Here is a 20,232-nt window from a genome sequence, read left to right on the forward strand (position 1 = left end):
GGCCGTGCAACGGCGCCTTGCATCGGATCTTCTCGTCCAATTTGATCATGAGTATGCGTCCGGAAAAACAATAACACAAGTGAGTTACTTTATTGATCGATCCGTGGATGATTTGAATAAGGAAATGGCGCAACTGCGCGCTCGGCGAGGGACTGCCTCCTGGGGAAGACAGTCGGTTTCGCGCTCTGCACTCGAGGGGAATGCACCCTTGCGCTCAGCCCGGGGGGGTGCCTCCGATCACAGACTGAACGTCAGATATATTCGGGCTTGGCCAGATACCTGAAAACCATGTCGATGGTGTTCTGACGCAGACTTGCCTGGCTGTCTGCCGAGCCCATGTCGCGACCGAAAAGATGCGAAAAGGTTGCCCGGTTCGAAACGTTGAAAAAGCACAGCGCGCTGATCTGCCAGTGTATTTCCAGCGGGTCCAGCCCTTCGCGGAAAACGCCTTCCTCGACGCCCTTGGCATAGATCGACCCGATCCGCGCGATGGCCGCCTCATTGACGGCGCGCAGCGCCGGCGAGCGCTCCATATAGCGCCCTGAATGAATATTTTCGATCATCACCATGCGGATGAAATCCTCATGCTCGGAATGATGATCGAAGGTAAAACCGACGAGGCGACGCAATCCCTCTAGTGGTGGGAGGCTCTCGATATCGAGTTCTGCCTCCCCCTCGCGCACGACGCGATAGGCGTTTTCCAGCGCGCTGACATAGAGCCCCTCTTTGTCGCCGAAATAGTAGTAGATCATCCGTTTGCTGGCGCGGGTCTTTTCGGCAATCTCGTCGATGCGCGCGCCGGCCAACCCATTGAGAGCAAACTCGGTTGACGCGACTTCGATGATGTTGCGCCGCGTGCCTTCGGGGTCCTGCTGGCGTCGGCCGGGCCGCCCGGTGTTTTCGATACTGCTCAATATCCCGCCCTCGCCACACAGAATCGCCAATTGACTAAACTAACTAGTTCGTACATTAATCACCTATTGTCGCGCCCGCATTTAGGTCGAGACGCTCGAAAAACACAAGGGCGGGTCTCAACCGCCCAAAGAGGATGCATTTTGACTGTACCGTCGGGACAAACGGGATCTTCAAGCATGGTGAACTTGGGACGAGGGTTGGCTGAATTGCTTGATATCGGCGCAAAAGGGGCGATTCACATCGGCCTGCTCGGCCGGGGAATCGGTGCTTCGCTCTCCCCCGCCATGCACCGGCAGGAGGGCGAGCGGCAGGGGTTGGATTATCACTATCACCTGATCGATTTTGATGCCCTCGCCCTTGGCGACGAGCATTTGGGAGATGTTGTCGACCTGCTGGAAAAAGTTGGCTTCCGCGGCGTCAACGTCACTCATCCCTTCAAGCAGGCCGTGATCGCTCACCTGCACCAGCTCGCGCCCGATGCCAGAGAGATTGGGGCGGTCAATACCGTGATATTCGAGGACGGTCAGCGGATTGGCCACAATACCGATTGCTGGGGGTTCGCAGAAAGTTTCAGGCTTGGCCTGCCCGACGTGCCTCGAGCGCGCGTTCTGCAGATCGGGGCGGGGGGTGCAGGTGCCGCGGTCGCCCGCGCCCTTATCGAGGTAGGGACCCGCGACCTTTTCGTATTCGATACCGACGCGGCCCGCAGCGAGGGTCTTGCGGCGCGTATGCGGGAAATGACCTATGAGGTCACCACCGTCGCCGATATCTCCTCGATCGGATCCTTCGATGGCGTCGTCAACGCCACCCCCATCGGCATGGATAAATATCCCGGCATGCCTGTCGACCCCGACCAGTTGACGGCCAGCCAATGGGTTGCCGACATCATCTATTTCCCGCGCGAAACCCGACTGATAAAATGTGCGGCGGTGGCCGGATGCGCAACCCTTCCGGGAACCGGTATGGCCATATTTCAGGCAGTGAAGGCCTTTGAACTCTTTACCGGCCGCATCCCCTCGCGTGAGGAAATGACCCGCAGCTTTGAAACGGCGGCCTGATCGGCCGGTATTACAGCCTGCCGGTGCTCAGGATGTGGTCGATGCCCGAGTGAATATGCTGGGCCAGCTTGGCCTGGGCGCCTGCAACGTCCCGCTCGAGAGCAAGCCGGAACAGTTCCTTATGGTCTTCGGAAACCCCGTCGCCGCGAAAGCTTGCAGCCAGAAGATGGTAGCGCATGAACCTGTCGAAAATCGACTGATGAATCGCCAGCAGGGACTTCGATCCACAAGCCGAAATCAGCGCGTGATGAAACGCGAAATCATACTTGATCCACTCAAATGTCCGGTTGGCATCGCCGGCCAGCAGCGCCTTCTCGATCGAGGACAGCTTGTGATGGGCGGCAACCACATCGGCCTCCCAATCGAGGTCGCCTGCCGCAAAGGAAAGCGCAAGCGCATGGTTTTCCAGCACCAGTCGCAGATCGCCAACTTCACGCAGATTGTCCACCGAGGCGGGGCTGACTTCGAAGCCACGTTGCCCTTCCGCCACCACGAGGTCTTCCGTGGTGAGTCTGTTGAGAATCTCTCGGAGCGTGGAAACGCTGACCCCGTACTTGCTTTTGAGGTGCTCGAGCTTGAGCTTCTGCCCCGGCTTTAAATCACCCGAGACGATATCGCCCCGGATCTTGCGAAAAGCCTGTTCGCCCACGGTATCGGAAATTTCGTCCATTGCGTCGTGCAGCGGTTTTGCGTTTGCCATGTTTGTTTTCTTCCCCGTCGGCTGTTCCTGCCACGTCTTCATGCTCTTGTCACCTTCACGTTATCACGGTGTAAAATTGTTTCATATGAGATTTTCAAAATTGACAGATGATATCGGGAAAGATAGATGCATTGGAAGCAGGTGGAAAGCTGCTTGACATAAACGAACTAGTTCGTACATTTGAGCCAGGCGAGAGAGGAGAGATGTCGCGCGTCGTGACGCTGCGCCAATTATCGCCAGACGTAACAAGGAGGAAGATCATTATGATTTTAAATCTCACCCGCCGGGCCCTCATGCTCGGCTCGGTCGCGATTGCGGCGGCGGTGTCGATGCCGGCCATGGCGCAGGATGCACCCACGCTCCGGTTTTCGGCCGTGTTTTCCGATCAGGACATCCGCGCCGCCATGATGGGGCAACTCGCCGATGCAGTGCGCGACATCGCCACCATCGAGCCCTATTATGGCGGCACGCTTTTCCGCCAGGGTACCGAACTCGTTGCCCTGCAGCGCGGAAACCTCGAGATGGGCAATATCGCCCCTCAGGATATCTCTAACCAGATCCCTGAATGGTCGCTTCTGACCTCGGCCTATCTGTTCCGTGATGCCGAACATCTGCGGACCTTCTTTGAAAGCGAAGTGGGCGAGCAGTTCAAGCAGATGGCCGAAGACCAGCTCGGTATCCATATTCTTGGGCCAACCTATTTCGGCGCCCGCCAGGTCGGGCTGCGCATCGACAAGGAAATCCAGACGCCGGCCGATATGGAAGGGGTTCGCCTGCGCATGCCCGGCGGCGATGCCTGGCAGTTCCTGGGGAGTTCGATTGGTGCCAGCCCCACTCCGATGGATTACGCCGAGGTTTATACCGGCCTTCAGACGGGCGCCATCGATGGTCAGGACAACCCGTTGCCCAATGTCCAGAACATGAAGTTCTACGAGGTGATGGATCAGATCGTTCTGACGTCGCACCTGATCGGTTACGACCTTCTCGTGATTTCGTCCGATGCATGGAACGCCATGTCGGCAGAGGATCAGGACGCCTTCCAGGCCGCGGCCAGCGAAGCGATCAACTGGAGCCAGGCCGAGCACATCGCCATGGAAGAGCAGTTGATCGGAGAATTCGAAGCCGCTGGCCTCAATATCTACGAACCGGACCAGGACGCCTTCCGCGCCTACGCTCAGGAGCAGTACCTCAACTCCGATATTTCGGCCAGCTGGCCTGAAGGTGCACTCGAAGCCATCAACGCCCTCTAGCGGCAATATTGGGCGCCGTGGTTATTGCCGCGGCGCCCTTTGTGTATTTCCCTGACACCCTGAGCGGATTTTGGGGAGAGGAGATTTCCATGTCCGGACTATTGCGCGTGGGGCGCTGGCTTTCTGCGCGGGCCGAAAACATTCTGGCCCTGATGCTGGGCGCGATGTTTGCGCTGTTCATTTTGCAGATCGTCTTTCGCTACGGACTGCGCATGCAGAGCGGATGGGCCTATGAGCTCAGCGCAATCTTGTGGGTCTGGATAGTCCTGTTCGGGACGACCTTCGTCTTGCGCTCGCGCGACGACGTGCGCCTCGACGTCATCTACAGCTCGGTAAGTGCTCCTGCGCGCAGGATAATGACCGTGATAACGGCCATTGCGCTTGTCGTCCTGTTTGGTCTCGCTCTGCCCGCCATCGTCGACTACGTACTGTTCATGAAGGTGGAAAAGACCGCCTATCTCAAGTTCCGCTACGACTACGTCTATTCGATCTTCATTGTTTTCACCGTCGTGACCATGGCGCGCTACATCTGGCGCGCCGGAGTTGCGGTGTGGGGCAAGGATGCCGATGACGAGTTGGAAGGCCCCGCAAGATGATGTTTCTCGACCCCTTCTTTCTCTGCATCGCTTCCATTCTGGTGCTTGCCGTTCTCGGCCTGCCCATCGGACTTTCGATGATCGCTGGCTCGATCCTCTATCTCTTCATGTCCGGTCTGGACATGGGGATCGCCGCCGAGCAGTTCCTCAACCGAATGTATTCCAACTACATCATTCTTGCGGTGCCGCTCTTTATTCTGGCGGCCGAATTTATGAACACCGGCTCGCTGTCCGACAGGCTCCTGGCCTGGTGTAACGCCGTTGTTGGCCGTTTCCGGGGTGGGTTGGCGCAGGTCAACGTGCTGCAATCGATGGTATTTGCCGGCATGTCCGGATCCGCCATTGCCGACGCCGCCGGTACCGGCAAGATGATCTATTCGCTCATGACCCGAGACGGCAAATACCCCGCCTCGTTTGCCGCGGCGCTCACTGCGTCATCTGCTGTGATCGGACCGATCATCCCCCCGTCCATCCCCATGGTGCTCTACGCGCTCGTTTCCGACGCCTCGATCGGCTATCTGTTTCTTGGCGGCATTGTTCCGGGTGCCATAATGGGTGTGGCGCTGGCCCTGATCGTCTATTTCAAGGCCCGCACCAACGATTTCCCCGTCGAGGATCCCGTTCCGCTGCGCGAGCTGCCACGCATTACATGGACGTCCCTTCCGGCGTTGATGATGCCCGTCGTTCTGCTGTTCTGTATTTACAGCGGCATCACGACCCCCACCGAAGCGGCGGCTGTCGCTGCTGCCTACGCGCTGATCATCTCGATCGTTCTCTATCGCTCGATCAGCCTCAAGAGCTTCTACCAATCACTGGTCACATCATCGAAAACCACAGTCTCCATCGGCATGCTGATCGCCGGGGCGCTGGTCCTCAATTATGTGGTCACTGTCGAAAATATCCCGGCCAGCCTCAGTGTCATCCTGACCGATTGGAATCTCGATCCGATCACCTTCCTGATCTTCGTCAATGTCGTGCTGTTGCTCCTGGGGTGCATGCTCGAGGGAACGGCGATCATTCTCATCATCGTGCCTGTGCTTGTCCCTTCAGCCGCCGCATTGGGTATCGATCTCGTGCATTTCGGTGTCGTGGTGGTCATCAACGTGATGATCGGCCTGATAACGCCGCCTTACGGCATGCTGCTCTTTGTCATGCAGTCGATCTCACGGGCCAAGCTGCGCCACATCGTAAGCGACACCCTGCCGTTCCTCGGCGCGCTGCTGGTTGCGCTCATGATTTTCACCTTCGTCCCGGATACCGTTCTGTGGCTGCCTCGCATGTTTGGCTACCAGGGTTAGTTTTCGAAAGTTTGCGTAATGACCAAACCCATTTTTGTGCTCAATGGCCCCAATCTGAACCGTCTCGGCCTGCGTGAACCCGAGCTCTACGGCGCCACCACCCTGGCCCAGGTTGAGCAACTCTGCCGCGCAAGCGCGGGGGGGCGGCCTGTCGAGTTTCGGCAAACAAATTCGGAAGAGCGCCTGATCGACTGGGTGCACGAAGCAATCGATCATGCGGCCGGAATAATCATCAACCCCGCAGCTTTCACCTTCACCTCGATGGCGCTGCTCGACGCGCTCAAGATGTTCCCCGGCCCGATTTTCGAATTTCACATCACCAATGTGCACCGGCGCGAGGCGATATATCACCACTCCTACGTCTCCAAAGTCGCGACGGCCGTGATGGCGGGAATGGGTGCGGAAGGCTATGGCATGGCCATGCAGGCCATGTGCGCCCGCCGCGACCTTCTGACCTGAGCGTCGGAAATGGCCGGCCTCACATTTACACAGGCCGAGGCGGTTGCCAAAGCGGCGATGGATAGCGCGCGTTCCCACGGGTTCGAACTGGCTGTAGCCATAGTCGATGAGGGGGGCTGGCCACACATTCAGACCCGTATGGACGGCGCGTTTCCGGCCGCCGCCGATGCCGCCCTTGCCAAGGCCCGTTGCGCCGCGCTGTTCCGCCGGCCGACGTCGGATTTTTCCACACGCGTCAAGGATGGAATGCCGCTGGCCCATCTGCCCCACGTGGTCCCGCTTGGCGGCGGCGTTCTGCTCGAACGCGACGGCAAGGTCTTCGGTGCCTTGGGCGTAAGCGGAGCGCGCGAGGATACAGAGACGGCATTGGCCGAGCAGATCGCCGCCGCCTTTGCCGTAGCCGGCATCGCCACACAATAGCTGGACGTTGGACTTGGTCCAGACGCCGGGCGAAGCCTGTTCCCAGAACTGACAACGTCACCCCCCTTAGAGCGTGTCCAGCAAAAGCGGAAACGGTTTTGCGGTTCGGACACGTGATAAAACAAAGGCTTAGAGCCAAGGATTTGATTCAATCAAATCCTGAACGGCTCTAGCAACCTTGATGCCATAAGGCGACAAGGCGATGACGTTCGTCATTTTGACGCTGAAAAAACAAATTAGCATATGAAATAAAAAATCTCATATTAAATCTTGCATGGCTGATTTTATCGTGCAATCAATCGCTGGGTCCGCAGACATACCGCGGCCCATACCGGCGCAGCTTCTGGCTGATGAACCAGCGCCAGGCTGCCGTCCGACCGACGATTTGGAGGAGATCAAGAAGATGACCAAGCTGATCGCGCGCCTTGCTGGCGCGGCCGCAGTTTTCACCGCACTGACAAGCCTGCCCGCAATGGCGCAGGTGCCCGAGCAATACACCACTTTTGAAAAATATGGCGTTTGCGGCAGCATCGACGATAGCTGCTACAATCCCTGGAACAATCGCACCGAAGGCGAGGAAGAACCCTGGAAGGTTCTCATTTACTATCACGTCGCGCCGGGTGTGAACCCGCACGGCAATCTCGAGGCCGGCGTCGCCGCCTTGACCGAGCTTTTCGAGGGCGAGGGCTATGAGGTTACCGCGTCAAACGATCCCACGACTTTTGAAAGTTCGCGCAATCTGAGCGCGATGGACACCATCGTGTTCTTTTCGACCGGCCGTGAAGCGCTGAGCGATCTGGGCAAGCACCAACTCATGCTCTACACGCGCGGCGGTGGCGGCTTTGTCGGCATCCACAACGCGTTCGGCACCAGCTATGGCTGGACCTGGTATGAGGGCCTGCTTGGCGGCCAGCTATTTAACCATGGTCCGCGCCAGCTTGCCTCGATTCAGGTGCAATCGGAAAACGATCCGTCGGTTGCCCACCTCGAAGATGGCGACAGCTTCGATCAGGAAGAATGGTACAATATCTACCCCGATCCCCGGCAGCTCTCCGACATCAATATCCTGCTGACAGTCGATGAAGCGACGATGACCCAGGGGCAGTCGAGCACCCATCCCGGCATGGGCGACGGACACCCGGTGTCCTGGTGCCATTATTACGATGGCGGTCGGGCCTGGATGACGGTCCTCGGGCACAGCGAAGAAATCCTTGAGGACGAGAACTTTCTCCAGCACGTGCTCGGCGGTGTCAACGGCACCATGGGCAAGGACGATTTCTGCCTCGAATAGTTCGGCACGTCCAAACCATGGCCTCCGGCGATCCCCGGAGGCCATGCCGGCCATCGGCGGCCCTTCTGCGTCAAATGGGGCCGTCGGTGGACCTTTTCGATAGGAGTTCACAATGAAGGTTGGGACACGTTTTCCCTCGGCTCACCGAAGCCTGATGCGGCGCGTCGCTATCGCAGCGTCGATCGTTCCTCTGGCAATAGTGCCTGCAACGGCCTGGGCACAATCGCCGGCTTACGAACTCTCGGGTGGAGCGATTTCTCCCGATCAGGTCGCGCGGGGGGAGGCGGCCTTCATGACCAATTGCTCGGGCTGTCACGGCGACGACCTGCGCAGCATCGATTCCAACGCGCCCGACCTGCGGGGGCCCTCGTTCCAATATGGATGGGTCGACACCCCGCTCTCCGAAAAGTTCGAAAAGATCACGTCCACCATGCCTCCGGGCTTGGCCGGTTCGCTAAGCGACCAGACCTATGCCGACATCATGGCGTTTATTCTCGCAACCAACGGGGTGGCCCCCTCCGAAGGGGAGTTGCCCGGCGATGGCGAGGCGCTTGCGGCCTATGTCGTAAATCAACCCTGACTTCCATTTTCCCTTGCAGTCCTGAACGGAGTGCATTGCTCAACGACGAGGAGGATGAGCATGAAGACCAATCTCTTGGGTGCAAGCCTGATTGTGCTCGGCGCGCTGGCCATGGCGGCCCCCGCCACGGCCCAGATGGCCGATTTCGAGCCGGTGACCGATGAGGATATCCTCAATCCCGATCCAGCCGACTGGATTCACTGGCGCAATACGCTCGATGGCTGGGGCTATTCCCAACTCGATCAGATCAACGCCGAAAACGTGGGCGAGCTGGCCTATGCCTGGGGCTGGGCCATGGAGCCGGGCAGCCAGGAAACCACGCCCATCGTCCACAATGGTATCATGTATCTGGCCAATCCCGGCGCCGTGGTTCAGGCCCTTGATGCGACTTCAGGCGAGATGCTCTGGGAATATCGCCGCGAAATGCCGGAAGGATCGCGCCCCGGTGGCCTCAATCGCGGCCTCGCGATCTACGGCAACAAGGTATATCTGCCCACCCCCGACGCCGCGCTCGTCGCCATCAACGCGGAAACCGGCCAGGTCGAATGGGAAGCTCAGGTCGCAGATTACGAGAACCGCAAATCACTGACCGCCGCCCCGCTCGTTGCCGATGGCAAAGTGTTTGTCGGCTTCCAGGGTTGCAACCGCTTCAGCGAGGAAAAATGCGCCATGGTGGCGTATGACGCCGAGACCGGCGAAGAACTCTGGCGCACCATCACTGTCGAGCGTCCCGGCGAGGGCGAGCAGGATACCTGGGAAGACATTCCCTTTGCCCTGCGCGGCGGCGGCGATATCTGGACCACGGCGACCTATGATCCTGAGGCGGATCTGATCTATATTGGCGTGTCGCAGGCCAAGCCCTGGTCGCGGGTGAGCCGTGCCAATGAAGGCGCCTCGCTTTACACCACCTCCACCCTCGCCCTGGCACCCGATACCGGGGAAATCGTCTGGCACCGCCAATACATCCCTGGCGAAACCAACGATATGGACGAGTCCTTCGAGCACATTCTTATCGATATCGACGGCGAGCCGGCTTACGTCAATATGGGCAAGCTGGGCATCCTGTGGCGCGGCAATCGTGAGACAGGCGAACCTCTGCCGGCCTTCGATTTTGGCATGCAGGACCAGATCGATCTCAATCCCGATGGAACCTTCGCCGGCTACCGCGAAGGCAAGATCGGCGAGATCGGCGTGCCGATGACGACCTGCCCGAGCTCGACCGGCTTCCGCAGTTGGCGTGCCATGGCGTTCTCGCCGGAAACGCGTGCCGTCTATGTCCCGCTCGCCATCAACTGCGATGACGGCATCATCTATACCGAAGTCGAGATGGTCGAAGGTGGCGGCGGCAACGGCCGCAGCGGCACAAATCGCATCAATCACCCCGACGATCCCGAAAATTCGGGCCGCATCCTTGCGATGAACGTCGATACCGGTGAGACCATGTGGGAATTCCCCATGCGCACCACCGCAAATTCGGCGACCCTGACCACCGCCGGCGGCGTTGTGTTCGCCGGTGACTGGGCGCGCAATTTCTACGCTTTCGACGCGGAAGACGGCGACGTGCTCTGGGACGTTACACTGCCTCAGGCCGCCCAGGGCTACCCGATCAGCTACGAGGTCGATGGACGCCAGTATGTCGCGGTGCCGGTCGGGGTCGGCGGCGCGACCTGGTCGACCAGCGTTCCCTCCACGCTCGCCCCGGAAGTGCGGCGTCCGTCGGGTGGCAACATGATGATGGTCTTCGCCCTGCCTGAAGGCGCCTGATCGATGCGGGGGCGGATGAAAATCCGCCCCTGTTCCACGGCTACGAAGAGGCACCTATGAACCTCCCATCGACAATGCGCCGCTGTCTTTCGGCTTTCGGGGTCTGGACCCTGCTTGCCGGTCAGGCAATTGCGCAGGTGCCCTTCGTTCCGGCCGAGTTCTACAACACCATTCGCCCCGATTTCGGAAATCGGCTTCCCCTCTGCGTGTTGCCCGACAGCGCCACCCTCGAGCAGGATCGTCAAGCGGCGCGTAGCATCGCCCGGATGCTGCTGCTTGAACCCGACATCGTCGAGATCGACGCCGATATGGGTATGCTCGATGAATTGGGTATCTGGCCGGTGATCTTTGAGGAACTGGCCGAAAGCTGCGTTGGCGTTTTGGGTGTCCAGATCATTCCCGGTGAGGTCGCGCCCGATTGGATGACGCTTTCCCAGCCGTACTTCGAAGCGCCCTATGTGCTTCTGACCCGCGATCCGGCGGTCGAGACGCTGGCCGATCTGCCGGCAGGCACGCGGCTCGGTGTCCCCCTCTACACCCCGATCGATACTGAAGTCATGACCATGATCGCGGCGGGTGGAGAATTTTCAGAGCTACGACGACTGCCTTACGACCGGCCCGAACTGATGACCGAGCTGATGCGCAATGGAGAGTTCGACGCCGCGATTGTCTGGTCTCCCCATCTCGATCTTGCTCAGGTCCAGCCGCTCGATTTTTTCGCCTCGCAGGCGAGCGTGGCGCCGCTTCGTCAGGACACCCGCGCCGTCGCGGTGCTCATGCGCACCCAGGACCAGATGTTGCGCACCATGATCGATCAGGCAATAGACGCGGCTGGTGCCCAAACGCCTTGATGGTTCGAAAGCACGGCTTGTTGTGCATGGGCGGCAGAATCCGGATAAGGTGATGTTCCCATGATCCATCTTGCCCGCGCGAGGACCTTTTCTTGAGCGACAGCCGAAGCCCCACGGAAACCGAAATCCTCGTCGTCGCCGAGACCTTCAAGCTGCTCGGCGATCCCACCCGTCTCAAGATCCTGCTCGCCTGCCTCGAACAACCCATGGCCGTAGGCGATATAGCCCGCAAGATCGACGCGTCCCAATCCCTTGTCAGCCACCATTTGCGCCTGCTGCGTGCCGCGCGGCTGGTCCGGGGCACCCGTCACGCCAAGCACGTCCACTACGAGGCCGACGACCACCATATCCGTCACGTCGTCTCCGACATGATCATCCACGCCGCCGAACATGAAGGAGAGGCGGACGGAACTGACTGACAGCGCCTCACAACGGCAGGATGCCGTCGTCCTTGACCTCTTCGATCACCGGATAGGAACGGGTTTCGCGCACGCCGGGCAGCGACAGCAGAACCTCGCCGAGAAATGTCCGGTAGCGTCCCATGTCGGCCAGCCTGGCCTTGACCAGATAATCGAACCCGCCGGCAACCATATGGCATTCGAGGATTTCGGGCTGCTTGCGCACCGCGGCCGCGAATTTTTCGAAAATGTCGGGCGTGGTCTTGTCGAGCGAGACTTCCACAAGCACCAACAGCCCGAGCCCGATCTGTTCGGCGTCGAGGACGGCACGGAATCCCTTGATATAACCATGAGTCTGCAGCCGCCGCATTCGGTCGCTCATCGAGGTTGGCGCCAACCCGATGCGCTGGGCAAGTTCGGAATTGGTAACGCGCCCGTCGCGCTGCAATTCGTTGAGGATTCTGCGGTCGATCCGGTCCAGGCCACTCATGGCTGCTCCGTTCGCCCGATTTCCGTCAGAAATGCCGTGCCATAGCGCTCAAGCTTGGCGTCTCCCACGCCCGGCAGGGCGCGCAATTCATCAAGCGTCGCCGGCAGCCGCTGGGCCATGGCCCGCAGCGTCGTGTCCTGAAACACGACATAGGGTGGAACGCCCTGTGCCGAAGCGATTTCGCGCCGCTTGCGCCGCAACCGCTCGAATACGGCTTCGGCCTCGGCCGATAGCGTCTCCCCGCCCGCCAGCGCGCGATTGGTGTCCGATTTTTTGCGCTCGGGATCGCGCCGCAACATCACTGTCCGCTCGCCGCGAAACACCGCCCGCGCCCCTTCGTCGAGATAGAGCGCGCCATGAGCCTCGTGGTTCACATGCACCAGCCCCATGGCCGTCAACTGGCGGACGACCGAGCGCCAGGTCTTGACGGAAATGTCCTGCCCGACGCCAAACACCGGCAAATGCTGGTGCCTGAATTTTTCAACCTTCTCGGTGGCCTTGCCCATCACCACATCGATCACATGGGCGGCGCCGAACCGTTGGCCCGTGCGATAGATCGAGGACATCACCTTGTTGGCCGCCTCGGTGCCGTCCCAGCTATCGACCGGATTGATGCAGGTGTCGCAGTTGCCGCAATTGCCCTGATGGGTTTCCCCGAAATGGGCCAGAACCGCCTGCCGCCGGCACCCTGCAGTCTCGCAAACGCCAAGCAGAGCGCTGAGTTTGTTATTTTCCAGCCGCTTTACGTCGTCGGGCGCATTGCCTTCGGCGATCATGCGCCGCCTCTGGCTGACATCGGACAGCCCGTAACACATCCAGGCTTCAGAGGGTTGTCCGTCGCGTCCGGCCCGGCCCGTTTCCTGATAATAGGCCTCAATGGACGAGGGCAGATCCATATGCGCCACATAGCGTACATCGGGCTTGTCGATCCCCATTCCGAACGCCACCGTCGCCACCAGACACACCGCGTCTTCCTTCAAGAACGCGTCCTGATTGCGCGCCCGAACGCCCGCATCGAGCCCTGCGTGATAGGGCAGGGCGGCAATGCCCTTTTCGGTAAGAAACTCGGCGACCGCCTCGACCTTGGCGCGCGACAGGCAATAGACGATACCGCTTTCGCCTTTGTGGCGACCCAGAAAATCGAGCAGTTGGCTGCGTGCATTGGACCGCTCGACGATCGAATAGCCGATATTGGGCCGATCGAAGCTCGAAATGAAGAGCTGGGCATCCTCCAGTCCCAGCCGTTCTATCAGATCGGCCCGGGTTGTCGGGTCCGCCGTTGCGGTCAGCGCCACCCGCGGCACATGTGGAAACAGTTCGCGCAGTTTGGCCAGCTCGCGATACTCGGGCCGGAAATCGTGCCCCCATTGGCTGACGCAATGGGCTTCATCGATTGCAAACAGTCCGATGTCGACGCTGGCGAGAAGATCGAGAAACCCCGTCGCCGCCAGGCGCTCGGGCGCGACGTAGAGAAGATCGAGTTGCCCGTCGCGCAGTGCCTGGCGCACGTTGCGGTTCTCTTCGGGCGTCAGCGATGAGTTCAGTGCGGCGGCCCGGACGCCTGCCTGTTTGAGCGCCTCGACCTGATCGCGCATCAGCGCGATGAGCGGCGATATGATAACGCCGACCCCCGGGCGCCCGATGGCCGGGATCTGATAGCACAACGATTTTCCCGCCCCTGTGGGAAACAGCACAACGGCGTCTCCGCCAGCCATGACGTGTTCGACAACCTCTTGTTGCTGCCCGCGAAACGCATCGAGCCCGAACACCGACCGCAAAATATCAAGCCCATCGGCCGGCGCAGGATCGGAAGCCGTAGCGTTGGAAAAAAGCGACATGGAGACAGGAGAGCCCGGCGGTCTGGGGAAATCGAATCGCGCGCCCATTTGACTCTCATCGCCCCCGCGGTGCAACCCGCGACGGCACGATCAGCAGAGCCTGCCGAGAAGATCGAGCAAGGTGTCGCGTGCATCGGTGCCGCCCAGCCTGGCGATGCAGTCGGCCTCGAAATCGTCCTGTACCGCGCGCGCCTTCTCAACAAAGCCCGCGCCCTCTTCGGTCAGATAGAGCGCATTGGCGCGTCGGTCCCCATGCGCCGCCCGACGCTCGGTCAGCCCCCGGGCTTCGAGCCCATTGATCAGCGCGACGAAATTGGCACGCTTGATGCCCAGGATTTCCGCAATCTCTGTCTGCTTGCGGCCCGGATTGTCGCCGATCAGCGCCAGCGCCGAATATTCGGCCGGCCGCAGGTCGAGCGCTTCGAAAGCCGAAAGAAAGCGCTGGAAGACGCTCAACTGCGCGCGCCGCAACCGGTAGCCGACGATGTCTGTGGTCGACCCGGTCTCAAGCATGGTCTCGTCGGCGACGGACCCCGGAACTGCAGACATGAGTAAAATCCTGTTTGTTATGATACAGAATTTAATGCCCCTGACGAAAAAGGCAATCGCGCCCCTTGCGGTCGCCATGATCGCTTGCATAAACTAGTTATGATCTATAATTATTAGGCGATGGGGTAGCCGATCGATGTTCGGATGATCCTATCGTTTGTGTGCATTGTCCATTGTTCGATCAGGTGGCAAGAGACAAGGGTGCACATGGCATTATCGGGTGGTAGAGAGGTATCATCGGAGCGTGCAGGGGAGGATAAGTTTGTTCCAGGATCAGTCGCCGTTAGGGCGCGGAATTTATGGCTTGGCAAAGCTCATGGCGCTTGCCGGAGGCATCGTCCTTGTCGCGCTGGTTGTCATGGTGGTCGTCAGCGTCACCGGCCGCGCTCTGCTGTGGGCCGGCCTGCGTCCGATCAGGGGTGATTATGAACTTGTCGAAGCCGGCATCGGCTTTGCCGTGTTTGCTTTCCTGCCCTGGGCGCATCTCGAGCGCGGTCACGCGATTGTCTCGATAGTGACCGATCGCTTCGGCCCGGCCGTCAACCGATGGATACTCGTCATCACGGACATCATGATGCTCGCCGCGGCAGGCTTCATTACCTGGCGCCTTTATGATGGCATGCTCGACAAGTTCCACTATCACGAAACCACGCTCCTGCTGCGCATGCCTTTGGGCTGGACTTATGCGGCCGGGCTGGTTGGCGCGGTGATTTTTACCATCGTCGCGCTCTACGTCCTTGGCCGCTCGGTATCCAATGCGCTTGCCGGCCGTTCCGAAACCCAGTCCGCGGGAGCCGAACTGTGAGCAATGTACTTATCGGACTGCTCTCGTTTCCCGTCATCCTGCTTCTGATTTTCCTGCGCGTGCCCATCGGCCTCGCCATGCTCGGCGTCGGCATTTTCGGCTCCTGGCTGCTGACAGGCACGTTCAACCCGGTCATGGCCCAGTTCAAGAGCCTGACCTATTCGACCTTTGCGTCCTATTCGCTTTCGGTCGTGCCCCTGTTCATCCTCATGGGGCAGTTCGCGACCCTTTCGGGCATGTCTGCGGCGCTGTTCAACGCCGCCGCGTCCTGGCTGGGGCACCGCAAGGGCGGTGTCGCCATGGCCGCCGTCGGCGCCAGCGCCGGGTTTGGCGCCATCTGCGGGTCTTCGCTGGCAACGGCGGCCACCATGGGCCACGTCGCCCTGCCCGAGCTCAAGAAATACGGGTATTCGGGCGCGCTTTCGACCGGCGCGGTCGCCGCGGGTGGCACGCTGGGCATCCTTATCCCGCCCTCGGTTATCCTGGTCATCTTTGCCGTTTTGACCGAGCAGAACATCGCCAAGCTGTTCATGGCCGCCTTTGTGCCAGGCATTCTCGCCGCCATCGGCTATCTCATCGTCGTCGCCATTTACGTGCGCGTCAGCCCCGAATCCGCCGGCATCCGCGCCCGCGTGCCCTATGGTGAACGCTTCCGCGAACTGGCAACCATCTGGCCTGTCGTGGCCATCTTTGTTCTGGTGATCGGTGGGATTTATACCGGTATCTTCACGCCCACTGAAGCTGCTGCCGTCGGCGCCGCCGGCACGGGACTTGTCGCGCTGGTTTCCCGCAGCCTGTCGCGCAAGGGCCTGAAAGAGGCCATTCTGGGCACTGCATCTTCAACCGCGATGATCTTCCTCATCGTCCTGGGTGCTGCCTCGCTCAATGGCTTCCTTGCTCTCTCGCAACTGCCCCAATTTGCCGCCGGCTGGGTCACCGAACAGGGCTTCAACCCATGGATCGTCATGGCAATCGTGCTGTTGCTCTATCTCGTGCTCGGCTGCGTCATGGATTCGCTTTCGATGATCCTTCTGACCGTGCCGATCATCTTCCCGATGATGTCGGCCCTCGATTTCGGCCTGACCCCGGATGAATTTGCCATCTGGTTCGGCATTCTGGTCCTGATCGTCGTCGAAGTGGGGCTGATAACGCCACCGGTCGGGATGAATCTGTTCATCATCAATTCGATGGCCAAGGGCACGCGGCTGTCCGAAACCTTCCGCGGCGCGCTGCCCTTCGTGGCCAGCGACATCATTCGCACAATAATTCTCGTCGCCTTCCCCCCGATAACGCTGGGGCTGGTGTGGCTGCTCTATTGAGCAGCCAAAGATCGTGAGGAGTTCACACGCGAAAAGGCGTGCAACAAAGGGAGAAGACCAAATGAAACTGAAATCCATACTGCTCGGGGCGGTTGCCACCGTCGCGTTTGCAACTGGCGCCATGGCTCAGGAAGTGACGCTTCGCGTCCATCAGTTCCTGCCTGCCCAGGCCACCATTCCCGCCACTGCCATCACGCCATGGGCCGAGGCGGTCCAGGACCAGTCCGACGGTCGCATCGCCGTGGAACTTTATCCGGCCATGCAGCTCGGCGGCGCGCCCGACAGCCTGTTTTCACAGGCTCAGGACGGTGTGGTTGACGTCATCTGGACGGTGCTTGGCTATACGCCGGGCCGCTTCCCGAAATCGGAAGTGTTCGAATTGCCCTTCCTGATGTCCAACAGCGCCGAAGAAACCTCGGCGGCGTTTTACAACTACGTCATGGAAAATTCCGCCGACGAGTTCGAGAGCGTGCACGTGCTCGCGCTGCATACCCACGGCCCCGGCCTGTTCCACACCCAGGATCCTGTCAACGCCCTGGAAGACATTCAGGGCATGAAGATCCGCGGCGGCTCGCGCATCATCTCCAACATGCTCGCCCAGCTCGGTGCCGAGCCCGTGGGCATGCCCGTGCCCCAGACCACCGAAGCGCTCTCGCGCGGCGTGATCAACGGCACGACGGTTCCCTGGGAAGTCACCCCCTCGATCCGCGTTGCCGAACTGGTCACCAACCATACGGGCTTTTCGGGCGAGAACGGCCTTTATACCCAGACCTTCGGGTTCGTTATGAACCGGGGCACCTATGAAGGCCTGCCTGACGACCTCAAGGCCGTGATCGACGCCAATTCCGGTCTCGAAACCTCGAAGATGTTCGGCCGTGCCATGGATGCCGGCGACGATGTCGGCCTGCAGATCGCCGAAGACGCCGGCAACAACATCATAACGCTGGACGAAGCCGAAACCGCCCGCTGGAAAGAGGCCGCTCAGCCCACCATCGACCAGTGGTTCGCCGATATGGACGCCATCGGCATCGACGGTGAAGCGCTCTATGCTGCGGCTCAGGAAGCCATGGCTGCCGAACGCCAGTAAAGGGCTTTTTGTCCCTACCCTGCGATATCGAGGGGCGCTTCGGCGCCCCTTTTTTGTGGCGGATCAGATGATGACTGCGGGCTCGGGTCGTCCCCGCCCGACGCCCTGGGCAAAAAAGACATTGCCCGAACCAGGATGGGCCGCCAGCGCCTCTGCATCGAGCCCTTCGCGGGCCGTGGTGCAGTAAAGGGTGGAAAAATCGGCCCCGCCGAAGGCCGGGCACGAGGTGTGCGGCGCGCTCACGGAAACAGCCTTGAGCAATTTTCCCGATGGGTCATGAACGGCGACCCGTCCGGCGCCCCATTGAGCCAGCCACATATTGCCCTCCGCATCGATCACGGCACCATCAGGGTTCAGCCCTTCGGGCTTAAGGTCGAGATGGATTTCAGGCTCACCCATCGGCAATCCGGTTTCCAGGTCCAGCGCGACGCGTTTGACGAAGCCCCGGTCCGTATCGGCGAAATACCCCAATGCCCGGTCGGGCGAAAAGCAGATGGCGTTGGGTATGGTGATCGAGGAAAACAGCTTTTTGACCTCGCCGCGATAATACCGATAGATCGCGCCGGCGTCCTTTTCCGCCTTCTTGCTCATCGACGAAAACCAGAACCCGCCCCACGGGTCGGCGCGTCCGTCATTGGTTCGCAGGCCCTCGCCGAGATCGAGCGTGGCAATAATCTCGCGGGTCCGTGTTTCGATATCGAGCTTGAGCAGCGCCGTTTCGCTGGCAATCAGCAGGTTGTCCTTGTCGATCCATCCGGCCGCCGAAACCATGTCGTCGAACGTCCAGGCCCCGGTTTCGCCATCCTTGCGGGTAAGCAGCGTGCGCCCGATTATGTCGAACCAGAACAACTGCTCGCGCTCGGGATGCCAGAGCGGCCCCTCGCCGAGGAAACAGGGCCGGTCGTCGAAAACGCGCGCGTCGGTCATGCGAACACCTCATCATAGGCCGCCACAAGTTTGCGGGCCTTCTCACTCACCTCTTTGGCAGTCGATCCCGGCGTATAGAGCGCCGTGCCGATGCCGAACCCGTCGGCCCCGGCGGCCCGCCACTGGGCAAAATTGTCCGCGCCTGCGCCCCCGACAGCATAGACCGGGGCAGAGGGTGGGAGCACGGCCTTGAGCGCGGCAAGCCCCGCAGGTCCCATGATCGCGGCCGGGAAAATCTTGAGCCCGTCCGCGCCGGCCTTGAGCGCCGCGAAACATTCGCTGGCTGTAAAAACACCGGGAAAAGACTGAAGCCCCGCAGCTTTTGTGGCGCCGATCACCGCCGCGTCGCAATTGGGCGAAACGATCAGTTTCCCCCCCGCCTGCGCAACATCGGCGACATCCTTTTCGCTCAATACGGTTCCCGCGCCGATCAGCGCGTCAGCGCCAAATTCGCGCGCCATTGTCTCAATGGAAACAAGGGGCTGTGGCGAATTGAGGGGCACTTCGATGGCGGTGATCCCTGCCTCGATCAGCGCCTGGGTTATCCCCGGCGCGTCTTCGGGCGTAATGCCGCGCAGGATGGCGATCAGATTGCGGGTCATTGCGCATCCTCCAGCGCAGCACGAGCGGCGCATAGCCCGGCCAGCGTCATCTCTTCGGCATCGAAAAGCCGGGCAGAAACCCCGGCGATTGCCAACGCCTTCCGGTATAGCGTGCTCAATTGCGATGCGCCAATCAGCGCGACTTCCTTTCCGCGCCAGTAATCGATCGTTCCGGCAAGTTCCGACCCGATCAGCAGCCCCGAAAGGCGCGATCTGGAGGCTTGCGGCGATGTCCCCTCGAGCAGACTGCCGGCCCGGATCGAAAACAGTTTCGTTACGATTTCCGGATCGCCCAGTGCCTCGCTAACGCCCGAAGCGAACCCGTCATTGCTCCATTCACCAGTGCCAACACTATGGCGCAGAACGGATTTTTCGGCCAGAAGCGCAAAGATCTCCCCGGTCATCGCCGTGCGGAACCGGGCGATGCGGCCATCGGCAATTTCCACCCATTTGCTGTGCGTGCCCGGAAGGCAGAGGATGCCGGAGGTGCCGTGGGCCGCAACATATCCCGCGATCTGGGTCTCCTCGCCGCGCATCACGTCGGGCGGCGCCGACTGGCTGACACCGGGCAGGATGAAGACCGAGATGCGCCTGTCGGCAGCCGGGGCGCGGGTCGGCGCTGTGGCGATCGGCGGGGTAGGGGTTTTTGCGTATTCCGCCTCTATCCAGCCCTGCCGCGCCCCAACCATGCCGCAGCCGATGACTGGAGTAACGCGCTGAATATCCAGCCATTGTTCAACGATGTCGAGCAACGCCGGTTCGAACTCCGAGGGGGAAAGCTGGCCCATGCCCTTCGCGCTGTCGCCGCGCGCCAGAACGCTGTTGTCCGCGCCCATCGCCCAGGCGCGCATGTTCGATGTGCCCCAGTCGAGGGCGATCCAGTCGGCGGTTAGGGGCATGTCACGTGCGGCGTTTGCCGGAGGGCCGATTGCGTCATGGATTGATTCTTTCCTCAAACTGGCGGCACAGTGCGTCCGTCGCCGTCCGCGATTCCGCGTTGGCCACCATTTATCTTATTATATTTTTATTTTGACA

General features: G+C 60.4%; 22 protein-coding genes. 14 read left to right on the forward strand and 8 right to left on the reverse strand.

Annotation, left to right across the window (positions count from 1 at the left end; genetic code table 11):
- Positions 1 to 251: 251 nt before the first annotated feature.
- A complete protein-coding gene (locus KKY_RS00920) occupies positions 252 to 914 on the reverse strand; it encodes a TetR/AcrR family transcriptional regulator (protein ID WP_014129386.1) in 663 nt (220 codons plus the stop codon).
- Positions 915 to 1,091: 177 nt separating this feature from the next.
- Here KKY_RS00920 and KKY_RS00925 point away from each other — a divergent pair, with 177 nt between their 5' ends.
- A complete protein-coding gene (locus tag KKY_RS00925; protein WP_014129387.1) occupies positions 1,092 to 1,973 on the forward strand; it encodes a shikimate dehydrogenase in 882 nt (293 codons plus the stop codon).
- A 10-nt stretch (positions 1,974 to 1,983) separates the two neighbouring features.
- Here KKY_RS00925 and KKY_RS00930 read toward each other — a convergent pair whose 3' ends face one another.
- A complete protein-coding gene (locus KKY_RS00930) occupies positions 1,984 to 2,673 on the reverse strand; it encodes a GntR family transcriptional regulator (protein WP_014129388.1) in 690 nt (229 codons plus the stop codon).
- A 263-nt stretch (positions 2,674 to 2,936) separates the two neighbouring features.
- Between KKY_RS00930 and dctP the strand changes: the two genes are divergently transcribed.
- From dctP to KKY_RS00980, 10 genes are all read left to right on the forward strand, one after another.
- Positions 2,937 to 3,923 carry a TRAP transporter substrate-binding protein DctP gene (dctP, locus tag KKY_RS00935; protein WP_014129389.1) on the forward strand — a complete coding sequence of 329 codons (987 nt, stop codon included), beginning with the start codon at positions 2,937 to 2,939 and terminating at the stop codon, positions 3,921 to 3,923.
- An 89-nt stretch (positions 3,924 to 4,012) separates the two neighbouring features.
- On the forward strand, positions 4,013 to 4,519 hold the full coding sequence (locus KKY_RS00940; protein WP_014129390.1) for a TRAP transporter small permease: 507 nt from the start codon (positions 4,013 to 4,015) through the stop codon (positions 4,517 to 4,519).
- Positions 4,516 to 5,817, forward strand: a complete 1,302-nt coding sequence (locus KKY_RS00945; RefSeq protein WP_014129391.1) for a TRAP transporter large permease — start codon at positions 4,516 to 4,518, stop codon at positions 5,815 to 5,817. Before KKY_RS00940 ends, KKY_RS00945 begins: the two co-directional genes overlap by 4 nt.
- A gap of 18 nt (positions 5,818 to 5,835) precedes the next feature.
- Positions 5,836 to 6,276, forward strand: coding sequence for a type II 3-dehydroquinate dehydratase (locus KKY_RS00950; RefSeq protein WP_014129392.1), 441 nt, complete (start codon positions 5,836 to 5,838; stop codon positions 6,274 to 6,276).
- Between the two features lie 9 nt (positions 6,277 to 6,285).
- Complete coding sequence (locus KKY_RS00955; RefSeq protein ID WP_014129393.1) at positions 6,286 to 6,696, forward strand: GlcG/HbpS family heme-binding protein; 411 nt, start codon at positions 6,286 to 6,288, stop codon at positions 6,694 to 6,696.
- A gap of 403 nt (positions 6,697 to 7,099) precedes the next feature.
- Entirely contained in the window at positions 7,100 to 7,987 is an 888-nt protein-coding gene (locus KKY_RS00960) for a ThuA domain-containing protein (protein ID WP_014129394.1), read from the forward strand.
- A gap of 112 nt (positions 7,988 to 8,099) precedes the next feature.
- A complete protein-coding gene (locus KKY_RS19325) occupies positions 8,100 to 8,567 on the forward strand; it encodes a c-type cytochrome (protein ID WP_014129395.1) in 468 nt (155 codons plus the stop codon).
- A gap of 60 nt (positions 8,568 to 8,627) precedes the next feature.
- Positions 8,628 to 10,331, forward strand: coding sequence for a pyrroloquinoline quinone-dependent dehydrogenase (locus tag KKY_RS00970; RefSeq protein ID WP_014129396.1), 1,704 nt, complete (start codon positions 8,628 to 8,630; stop codon positions 10,329 to 10,331).
- Between the two features lie 56 nt (positions 10,332 to 10,387).
- The gene (locus KKY_RS00975; RefSeq protein ID WP_014129397.1) at positions 10,388 to 11,182 is read left to right on the forward strand and encodes a substrate-binding periplasmic protein; all 795 of its coding nucleotides are present in this window, start codon (positions 10,388 to 10,390) and stop codon (positions 11,180 to 11,182) included.
- 92 nt (positions 11,183 to 11,274) lie between these two features.
- On the forward strand, positions 11,275 to 11,601 hold the full coding sequence (locus KKY_RS00980) for an ArsR/SmtB family transcription factor (protein WP_014129398.1): 327 nt from the start codon (positions 11,275 to 11,277) through the stop codon (positions 11,599 to 11,601).
- A 7-nt stretch (positions 11,602 to 11,608) separates the two neighbouring features.
- On the opposite strand, the gene KKY_RS00985 is transcribed toward KKY_RS00980, so the two are convergent.
- The 3 genes from KKY_RS00985 to KKY_RS00995 form a co-directional block, all read right to left on the reverse strand.
- Positions 11,609 to 12,070 carry an Lrp/AsnC ligand binding domain-containing protein gene (locus KKY_RS00985; protein ID WP_014129399.1) on the reverse strand — a complete coding sequence of 154 codons (462 nt, stop codon included), beginning with the start codon at positions 12,068 to 12,070 and terminating at the stop codon, positions 11,609 to 11,611.
- The gene (gene recQ / locus KKY_RS00990; RefSeq protein WP_041528504.1) at positions 12,067 to 13,908 is read right to left on the reverse strand and encodes a DNA helicase RecQ; all 1,842 of its coding nucleotides are present in this window, start codon (positions 13,906 to 13,908) and stop codon (positions 12,067 to 12,069) included. Before recQ ends, KKY_RS00985 begins: the two co-directional genes overlap by 4 nt.
- Before the next feature lie 90 nt (positions 13,909 to 13,998).
- The gene (locus KKY_RS00995) at positions 13,999 to 14,457 is read right to left on the reverse strand and encodes a MarR family winged helix-turn-helix transcriptional regulator (RefSeq protein ID WP_014129401.1); all 459 of its coding nucleotides are present in this window, start codon (positions 14,455 to 14,457) and stop codon (positions 13,999 to 14,001) included.
- Between the two features lie 304 nt (positions 14,458 to 14,761).
- Here KKY_RS00995 and KKY_RS01000 point away from each other — a divergent pair, with 304 nt between their 5' ends.
- The 3 genes from KKY_RS01000 (at position 14,762) to KKY_RS01010 (ending at position 17,668) form a co-directional block, all read left to right on the forward strand.
- Positions 14,762 to 15,262, forward strand: a complete 501-nt coding sequence (locus KKY_RS01000) for a TRAP transporter small permease (RefSeq protein WP_244404041.1) — start codon at positions 14,762 to 14,764, stop codon at positions 15,260 to 15,262.
- Positions 15,259 to 16,581 (forward strand): TRAP transporter large permease, encoded by a 1,323-nt coding sequence (locus KKY_RS01005; protein ID WP_014129403.1) that lies wholly within the window; start codon positions 15,259 to 15,261, stop codon positions 16,579 to 16,581. Before KKY_RS01000 ends, KKY_RS01005 begins: the two co-directional genes overlap by 4 nt.
- Positions 16,582 to 16,642: 61 nt before the next feature.
- Positions 16,643 to 17,668 (forward strand): TRAP transporter substrate-binding protein, encoded by a 1,026-nt coding sequence (locus KKY_RS01010; protein WP_014129404.1) that lies wholly within the window; start codon positions 16,643 to 16,645, stop codon positions 17,666 to 17,668.
- 63 nt (positions 17,669 to 17,731) lie between these two features.
- Here the strand turns inward: KKY_RS01010 and KKY_RS01015 are convergent, their stop codons facing one another.
- The 3 genes from KKY_RS01015 to KKY_RS01025 are packed head-to-tail and all read right to left on the reverse strand — an operon-like array spanning position 17,732 to position 20,096.
- A complete protein-coding gene (locus KKY_RS01015; protein ID WP_014129405.1) occupies positions 17,732 to 18,595 on the reverse strand; it encodes an SMP-30/gluconolactonase/LRE family protein in 864 nt (287 codons plus the stop codon).
- Positions 18,592 to 19,197 carry a 2-dehydro-3-deoxy-6-phosphogalactonate aldolase gene (locus KKY_RS01020; RefSeq protein WP_014129406.1) on the reverse strand — a complete coding sequence of 202 codons (606 nt, stop codon included), beginning with the start codon at positions 19,195 to 19,197 and terminating at the stop codon, positions 18,592 to 18,594. The genes KKY_RS01015 and KKY_RS01020 overlap by 4 nt, the downstream gene beginning before the upstream one ends.
- Positions 19,194 to 20,096, reverse strand: a complete 903-nt coding sequence (locus KKY_RS01025; RefSeq protein ID WP_014129407.1) for a 2-dehydro-3-deoxygalactonokinase — start codon at positions 20,094 to 20,096, stop codon at positions 19,194 to 19,196. Before KKY_RS01025 ends, KKY_RS01020 begins: the two co-directional genes overlap by 4 nt.
- Positions 20,097 to 20,232 lie beyond the last annotated feature (136 nt).

It is taken from the genome of Pelagibacterium halotolerans B2 (assembly GCF_000230555.1).
GTDB lineage: Bacteria > Pseudomonadota > Alphaproteobacteria > Rhizobiales > Devosiaceae > Pelagibacterium > Pelagibacterium halotolerans.